Here is a 6,108-nt window from a genome sequence, read left to right on the forward strand (position 1 = left end):
ATAGAAGCCGTTAGCCTACAATGATCTTGAAAGGAGGGGAAACATTGGACGAAGTAGTATTTGGACCTGGATCAGTGCCAGTAGCAGTAGCAGCACAGGTGTATGGCAAAGATGCTTGCTGGGTTCGTGCGGGTATCATTACCGGTTATCTAAACATAGGTACCGCTACCAGGAATGGGAAAGTAATAACATCTATCGATCAGATGAATAGTAAGTTTGGTCGTATTAATTATTATATTTCCCCGAAGAAACTTTATGAGGAAACAGGCTATATTTGGAAAGGACGAAGTAAACATGGGAACCACGATCAGACCTGAATTGTCGGAGAAGAATCCATATTGGATAGAACGACATCGGTATTATGAACTTAAACATTTCTGTCTGCAGTATCCTATATGGGAGAAAACCTACGAAGCCATGAACGGATTGCTTGGAAGACCTGACGATCTCGCTGTGTTTGGTAAGACGAAGCATGTAACAAATCCGACCGAAAGAGTTGGTATTATGAAAGCTTATTATTCCGAACGTATGGACATGATTCGTAAGGCCGCAGAGAAAGCAAACGGAGACTTAGCCGAATACATAGTGAGAGGAGTAACCGAGGGACTATCCTACGATGTGTTGAAAATCAAAATGGATATACCATGCTGTAAAGATGTGTATTACGAAAGCTATAGGAGATTCTTCTGGATTTTAAATAAGATGAGGGATTGAATTCGCGTGAAAATCAGCTCATTTTATGACAAAGAAAAAGAAAGGAAAATTACTATGAATTACGAACTTTTATTAGATGCAGTCAAAGAGGTGTCCAAAGACAAATTGAAGGAGATTAGCTTCAAACTCGATGATCAGACCATCCAGGCAATTAAAGAGATGGATCTGAGCGAAGACGAGAAGCGACAGCTCATTCTGATATCCAAGGACAGAGCCTTCTTCGACATGCTGCTGATAAATGCACTCAAAGAAGAGTAACATCTTTCAGCTAAAGAAAGTAAGGGGACGGCTGTTAGCGGACAGCTATCCTCTTATTTTTCTTTTAATGATTAATAACCTTACCAATCAGGTCTGCCATTTTCTCATGTGATGATCTACGATCGGCAATAGCTTCATCAAGGGTGTTATTTCCATAGACTTCTTCTACCTGGTCAGCAGTCCAGACATCACCGAATTCTTCCATGGTTTCGATAAAGGTGTTGATTTCTGTTTTAGTCATATTATTGAAGCTCCTTTCATGATTTGGTTGGGATAACAGTATACCACAAACCTAGATTAGCTTCAATCATCAAATCTATCGCAGGATGTCTTGCAATTCGGATATGAGGCGCCACATGAAACGCATCCTGATGGAATGTCCGGTTCAGAATCGACGAGTATACAACCATCTACAAGTTTGGTATACGGGCCGTTGTCTTCATATTCTCCAATGTCATAGACTTTACCGCAGTTGGGACATACGAATTGATCGTCGTCTAAGTCCATCAACGCACCACAATCACAAACTGCTTCGCCTCTAAGAATAAGCTGAATAATTTCATCTTCGTTTTCTGTGAAATATCCATTCATAATGGTGGACCTCCTCATATATTGGTCTAATTATTATACAACGTAATTCGTGGAATTTACAGTCGCTTTAATGAAAAAACTTATTTCAAAGGAGAGACGAAGATGAATAGAACGAAATTCGAAGGACGTATGAACCATTTTATGTTAACTGCCATCAGATCAGCTAAGAATGAAGATGGATTGATATCTGATCGAGATTTAAAAGCTATAGAACTGATGAAGGAACTTATTGGTTATGCGGAGGAATTGAACTATGAAATTGAAAAACTCAAGAAAGAAGTAAGCAATTTGAAAAGAGAAACTGAGAAAGCAGAGAAGATAGGGGCATAGCCTCTGTCTTTTATTTTCGCGTAAATTACATGCCATATTATGAGAAAAAGAAAGGGAGGAAATCAAAATGGATTTCAAATGTAAATTAACAAAAGGATTATTAACACTTGGAGTAGTTCTTATAGTTGGAGCACAGATTGGAGCTGTAGCTTACGAATTTTGTAGAACATTTCTGTAAGAATAATTTGAAAAATTGCATATGGATCGAGATTTTACCGAGAAGAAAGGAATGGAGTTCTGTGACATGAACTCTTTTCTTTTATTTTCGCGCAGAAATCAGCCCCTTTTATGAGAAGAAAACATATTTTGAAGGAGGTTTTTTATTATGTCAATTAAAGAGAAGAAAGAAATCACAAAGACACTGGTGAAAGTAGAAGTGGTGATATTGGTGATGATATTTACAATAATATTGTTACACACAATGCCACTTGCTGGAACCGCAATGTTTGTGGTCGACTGTATTTCTATTGGCTTATATGCCAAAGCAAAATCTGAGGAATACGAGGAAGAGTTCTATTAAGGGCTCTTTCTTTTATTTTTAACCTAGATTAGAAAAAGCGCTATTCTAGGTTAGAATCCGTACGCAGGTTACTGGAAACAAAGTTATATTTGTAATGTGAAAAATTCCCGGGAAGGGATTTTCATAAAAACAATTCAAAGGAGGATGTTACATGTCATGTTTAATTTTTCTCGGAGGAATGTTTACAGGAATCGCCATTACTCGTTTGTTTTACCAGGAAACATCTGGACATGGATATTTTACAGTTATGCCATATTCAGATGATGAAATCTCTATTGACGAGGGTTTCTACTCAGTAAGGGTCTCTTTGCCGAAGGACGTAAACCTCGTAAACAAAGACATGATTATTCTGCATAATTCGCACAAATAACAGTTCCTATTACGGAAACGTATTAACTTATTTTTTAAAGGAGGAATTCAAAATGGAAACTATCGAAAAACTGTTAAAGAGCGAATTGGAGGAAGAACTCGAAGCTTTGAGTGGAACGGAGCTTGGTTCAGATGACTACAAAGTAGCGGTTGAAGGAATTACTAAGCTTATGGACAGACAGATTGAGATCAGCAAACTTAACACTGAATATGAACTTAAAAGAGACGCACGAGAAATCGATACAGATCTTAAAGTTCAGCAGATGAGAGCAGACGCTAAAGATCGCAAAATCAAATATGCCATAAGTATTGGCGAGACAGTCGTATCTACTGCAGTAATTATCTGGGGCACTTTGAAATCATTCAAATTCGAGGAAAACGGAACAATTACTACAATAATGGGACGTGGTTTCATTAACAAGCTTCTTCCGAAGAAGTAAAAATACGAACGAGCAGGGACGCTGAGGAAACTTGGCGTCTTTGTTTTTGTTTACACAATTATGTAGGAGTAGTATAATTAGTGTATATTTCTACACGGAGGGACACAAATGATAAAAGAAAAAACGATACTAAAAAATATACTACTTATCGTATTATGTGCATTACTTATGGCATGTTCAATATGGTTTGGATCGCATACCGCAAGTGATCCTAAGACCTACAAGAAAACAATAGCTGAGCTTGATGAAAAATCCGCAGACGTTGCTAAAATGTCAGTTGCAACTTTGGGGATGTCTACTTTAATCGCAGCTGTCCCGGGAGATAGCACCACCCCGATTGCTAATTATCTTGTAGATTTGAATTCATGGTTGCTGATAATCATGATGATGTTGACGCTGGAAAAATATTTGCTGACGATAATCGGAAAAGCAGTATTTTGGATCATAATACCTATAGGGTTAGCTTTGATTGGGATAAGTATTCCTCCAAAAAGTCAATCGCTAAGAATAAGAGGTTTTAACATTCTATTAGCTGGATTTTTAGTATGGGCAATTGTACCTACCGGAATGATGGTATCAAGAGATATTGAAAGAACATATAGTTTTTCGGTAAGCGATGTTGCCGACGAAACCGAGAATATTCAGAATAAAGCGGCGGAAATAGAGGAGAACGACGATTCTGAAGAGTCAGATGACAAAGAGGATGAAAACATCATAAGTGGATTTATTTCAAAAGCCAAGGATGCCGTTGAAGATGTTGTTATAAACCCGCTCGAGGAAAAGGTCGCTCAAGCCAAGAAAATGGTGAATACCGTAGTCAACGCGATTATCGTTTTAGTTATAACATCTTGTGTGATTCCGTTGTTCACTTTAATTGCGTTCTTATTATTGATAAAAGTAACATTGCATTTAGATCTACTCGGAGAAATAGATTCCGTACGGTTAGCGTTGGTTTCAGGAAAGAAGAATGCGCTTAGTAAAATCAAAATTAAACACAAAAAATCTTAAAGTTTACATAAGAGCTTATATCAAAATGGTATAGGCTCTTTTTTTTACGAAGAGAATATGAGATACCATTACAACAAGCCAGACTATTATACCTCCATGTACGGACAGACTTATATTTGTGATCATCCGGTATACAGTCATTGTACATTATATAAAATCGGAGAAAAGGGTCTGGCTGTTATTCAGCAGCGTTATATTCCGGAAACAAAGTCGACATATTGGACTGAAATCGATCCATGGCTGATTGACGCTTTATATTTACATGAAGGTTTCAAAAAGTTCTTTGATGATCGTGCCGGAGAGTGTGAGGATAATTTATATCCAACGGTAACTATTCGACAGATTATGTGGGCTTTGAAGATGAAACCATTGAAACGAGAACGCTGGGAAACATGCTTTGATAGACGAAATATTTAGCGTGAATTACAGATGCTATTATGACTAAAAATAAAGGAGGTTCTATTATGTGTAAATTTTGCAACTATAGCGATGGCAATGTAGCTGATGAAGATATTATCAATAAACGAATTAGAATAGGCGAAATTCCTGATGCCTTGAGTATGGAAATCTATGTTAATGAAGATTATGATGGAAAACCATATTTAATCGGGAATTTATTTATTCCATGTGTAGGGGAGAGTATCTTGGAAACATCAACTGAAATAAAATATTGTCCAATGTGCGGAAGAAAATTATAACCACCTAGTCAAAGAGGGAGCTTTAGAGAAATCTAGGGCTCTTTTTTTTCGCACAAAAAACAATTCCTATAATGAGAAAGGAGTGATACATATGAATACAATGTGCGAAAACTTTGATGCTAATCACGACGATACTTTAGGGGCAGATAGACCATTTATATTTGCATGTAGAGACAGAACAGCTAGATGTGAAGAGCGATGGGTATTAGCCTCGTTATCAAATGAAGAAGCAAAAAAAAGTATACGAGTATTTACAGAAATACTTCAAGTAATTATCAAGATTGAGTCCTAACCAGGGCTCTTTCTTTTTCGCGTTGAAAACAATTTCTCTAATGAAAAGATTACCAATTTCAAAGGAGGGATTACATTATGATATTATTTACAATCTTATTCATCATATTGGTGATATTAGCAATACTGACAGTGCTCGGCGTAGCAGCGTTGGGTGTTGCCGGAATTGTAGTATTCGGCGATGTGATAGTATGTGTTGTGATTATAGCATTAATTATCAGACACTTTATTAAAAAAAGACAGTAATCACGAAGCGGAGTCGACAACGACTCTTGCTTTTCGCGTAGATATCAATCCCTCTAATGAAAAGATAGTCAATTTTAAAGGAGGATAAATTATGTTGTTAATTATTATCGCGGCAATTGTATTATTGGCGAATATGAATTCCGTATTCTATGAAAGCTTTATTATCGGAATTTTAATAGCGGACACGATTGTGTGTATAATGTTTGTGACATTGTTAGTCATGTATTATCTTAAAAATCGGTAATCACAAAGATTGAGTCGGTAACGGCTCTTTCTTTTGTTTTCGCATGAATTACAACTCCTATAATGAGAAAATTATATTTTGAAGGAGGAATTTACTATGAAGAAAGCATTTGAGGATTACAAAGAAATGATTATTAAACCACAGGTTAAATGGATTAAAATTCATTGGAAAGGATGGATTTTAACATCTGTTATAGCGGGATTAATTCCAGTCTTTGTATACAACATGGATGATATTGTAGATTCTATTAAAACAAAATTCTCAAAGGAGGAAGAGGAAAATGAGTGATGTATTAATCGCAATTGTTGGAGGTATATTTATCTACCTGTTATTAAACAGAGGTAAATAACTCCGCAGGAAAGAGGTGTGATCATTCATTGACCTCTTTCTTTTTTTTTT

The 6,108-nt window shown here is 36.5% G+C and carries 14 protein-coding genes; 12 read left to right on the forward strand and 2 right to left on the reverse strand.

The window, feature by feature from the left end:
* The first annotated feature begins 44 nt into the window (after positions 1 to 44).
* The 3 genes from GPK88_RS13550 to GPK88_RS13560 are packed head-to-tail and all read left to right on the forward strand — an operon-like array spanning position 45 to position 972.
* On the forward strand, positions 45 to 317 hold the full coding sequence (locus GPK88_RS13550) for a hypothetical protein (RefSeq protein WP_215707870.1): 273 nt from the start codon (positions 45 to 47) through the stop codon (positions 315 to 317).
* Positions 295 to 714 (forward strand): hypothetical protein, encoded by a 420-nt coding sequence (locus GPK88_RS13555; RefSeq protein WP_215707871.1) that lies wholly within the window; start codon positions 295 to 297, stop codon positions 712 to 714. The genes GPK88_RS13550 and GPK88_RS13555 overlap by 23 nt, the downstream gene beginning before the upstream one ends.
* A gap of 54 nt (positions 715 to 768) precedes the next feature.
* A complete protein-coding gene (locus GPK88_RS13560) occupies positions 769 to 972 on the forward strand; it encodes a hypothetical protein (RefSeq protein WP_215707872.1) in 204 nt (67 codons plus the stop codon).
* Positions 973 to 1,036: 64 nt separating this feature from the next.
* Here GPK88_RS13560 and GPK88_RS13565 read toward each other — a convergent pair whose 3' ends face one another.
* Entirely contained in the window at positions 1,037 to 1,213 is a 177-nt protein-coding gene (locus GPK88_RS13565; RefSeq protein WP_215707873.1) for a hypothetical protein, read from the reverse strand.
* A 62-nt stretch (positions 1,214 to 1,275) separates the two neighbouring features.
* Positions 1,276 to 1,563 carry a hypothetical protein gene (locus GPK88_RS13570; RefSeq protein WP_215707874.1) on the reverse strand — a complete coding sequence of 96 codons (288 nt, stop codon included), beginning with the start codon at positions 1,561 to 1,563 and terminating at the stop codon, positions 1,276 to 1,278.
* 102 nt (positions 1,564 to 1,665) lie between these two features.
* On the opposite strand from GPK88_RS13570, the gene GPK88_RS13575 reads away from it, so the two are divergent.
* The 9 genes from GPK88_RS13575 to GPK88_RS13615 all read left to right on the forward strand — a co-directional run bounded on the left by GPK88_RS13575 (position 1,666) and on the right by GPK88_RS13615 (position 5,997).
* Entirely contained in the window at positions 1,666 to 1,893 is a 228-nt protein-coding gene (locus GPK88_RS13575) for a hypothetical protein (protein ID WP_215707875.1), read from the forward strand.
* Positions 1,894 to 2,218: 325 nt separating this feature from the next.
* Entirely contained in the window at positions 2,219 to 2,413 is a 195-nt protein-coding gene (locus GPK88_RS13580) for a hypothetical protein (protein ID WP_215707876.1), read from the forward strand.
* Between the two features lie 422 nt (positions 2,414 to 2,835).
* Complete coding sequence (locus tag GPK88_RS13585) at positions 2,836 to 3,222, forward strand: hypothetical protein (RefSeq protein ID WP_215707877.1); 387 nt, start codon at positions 2,836 to 2,838, stop codon at positions 3,220 to 3,222.
* 108 nt (positions 3,223 to 3,330) lie between these two features.
* Entirely contained in the window at positions 3,331 to 4,230 is a 900-nt protein-coding gene (locus GPK88_RS13590) for a hypothetical protein (RefSeq protein WP_215707878.1), read from the forward strand.
* 96 nt (positions 4,231 to 4,326) lie between these two features.
* A complete protein-coding gene (locus GPK88_RS13595; protein ID WP_330626700.1) occupies positions 4,327 to 4,647 on the forward strand; it encodes a hypothetical protein in 321 nt (106 codons plus the stop codon).
* Between the two features lie 20 nt (positions 4,648 to 4,667).
* Complete coding sequence (locus GPK88_RS13600; RefSeq protein ID WP_215707880.1) at positions 4,668 to 4,928, forward strand: hypothetical protein; 261 nt, start codon at positions 4,668 to 4,670, stop codon at positions 4,926 to 4,928.
* Between the two features lie 91 nt (positions 4,929 to 5,019).
* Complete coding sequence (locus GPK88_RS13605) at positions 5,020 to 5,220, forward strand: hypothetical protein (RefSeq protein ID WP_215707881.1); 201 nt, start codon at positions 5,020 to 5,022, stop codon at positions 5,218 to 5,220.
* A 77-nt stretch (positions 5,221 to 5,297) separates the two neighbouring features.
* Positions 5,298 to 5,465, forward strand: coding sequence for a hypothetical protein (locus GPK88_RS13610; protein ID WP_215707882.1), 168 nt, complete (start codon positions 5,298 to 5,300; stop codon positions 5,463 to 5,465).
* A gap of 340 nt (positions 5,466 to 5,805) precedes the next feature.
* Complete coding sequence (locus tag GPK88_RS13615) at positions 5,806 to 5,997, forward strand: hypothetical protein (RefSeq protein ID WP_215707883.1); 192 nt, start codon at positions 5,806 to 5,808, stop codon at positions 5,995 to 5,997.
* Positions 5,998 to 6,108 lie beyond the last annotated feature (111 nt).

Source organism: Blautia sp. MCC269, from assembly GCF_018785655.1.
Lineage (GTDB): Bacteria > Bacillota > Clostridia > Lachnospirales > Lachnospiraceae > Blautia_A.

What these genes read in the sequence shown, in the direction of transcription:
- GPK88_RS13605 (WP_215707881.1), top strand. Translation starts at nt 5,020, where the DNA reads ATGAATACAATGTGCGAAAACTTTGATGCTAATCACGACGATACTTTA.
- GPK88_RS13585 (WP_215707877.1), top strand. Translation starts at nt 2,836, where the DNA reads ATGGAAACTATCGAAAAACTGTTAAAGAGCGAATTGGAGGAAGAACTC.
- GPK88_RS13590 (WP_215707878.1), top strand. Translation starts at nt 3,331, where the DNA reads ATGATAAAAGAAAAAACGATACTAAAAAATATACTACTTATCGTATTA.
- GPK88_RS13580 (WP_215707876.1), top strand. Translation starts at nt 2,219, where the DNA reads ATGTCAATTAAAGAGAAGAAAGAAATCACAAAGACACTGGTGAAAGTA.
- GPK88_RS13560 (WP_215707872.1), top strand. Translation starts at nt 769, where the DNA reads ATGAATTACGAACTTTTATTAGATGCAGTCAAAGAGGTGTCCAAAGAC.
- GPK88_RS13575 (WP_215707875.1), top strand. Translation starts at nt 1,666, where the DNA reads ATGAATAGAACGAAATTCGAAGGACGTATGAACCATTTTATGTTAACT.
- GPK88_RS13595 (WP_330626700.1), top strand. Translation starts at nt 4,327, where the DNA reads ATGTACGGACAGACTTATATTTGTGATCATCCGGTATACAGTCATTGT.
- GPK88_RS13615 (WP_215707883.1), top strand. Translation starts at nt 5,806, where the DNA reads ATGAAGAAAGCATTTGAGGATTACAAAGAAATGATTATTAAACCACAG.
- GPK88_RS13565 (WP_215707873.1), bottom strand. Translation starts at nt 1,213, where the DNA reads ATGACTAAAACAGAAATCAACACCTTTATCGAAACCATGGAAGAATTC.
- GPK88_RS13570 (WP_215707874.1), bottom strand. Translation starts at nt 1,563, where the DNA reads ATGAATGGATATTTCACAGAAAACGAAGATGAAATTATTCAGCTTATT.
- GPK88_RS13555 (WP_215707871.1), top strand. Translation starts at nt 295, where the DNA reads ATGGGAACCACGATCAGACCTGAATTGTCGGAGAAGAATCCATATTGG.
- GPK88_RS13610 (WP_215707882.1), top strand. Translation starts at nt 5,298, where the DNA reads ATGATATTATTTACAATCTTATTCATCATATTGGTGATATTAGCAATA.
- GPK88_RS13600 (WP_215707880.1), top strand. Translation starts at nt 4,668, where the DNA reads ATGACTAAAAATAAAGGAGGTTCTATTATGTGTAAATTTTGCAACTAT.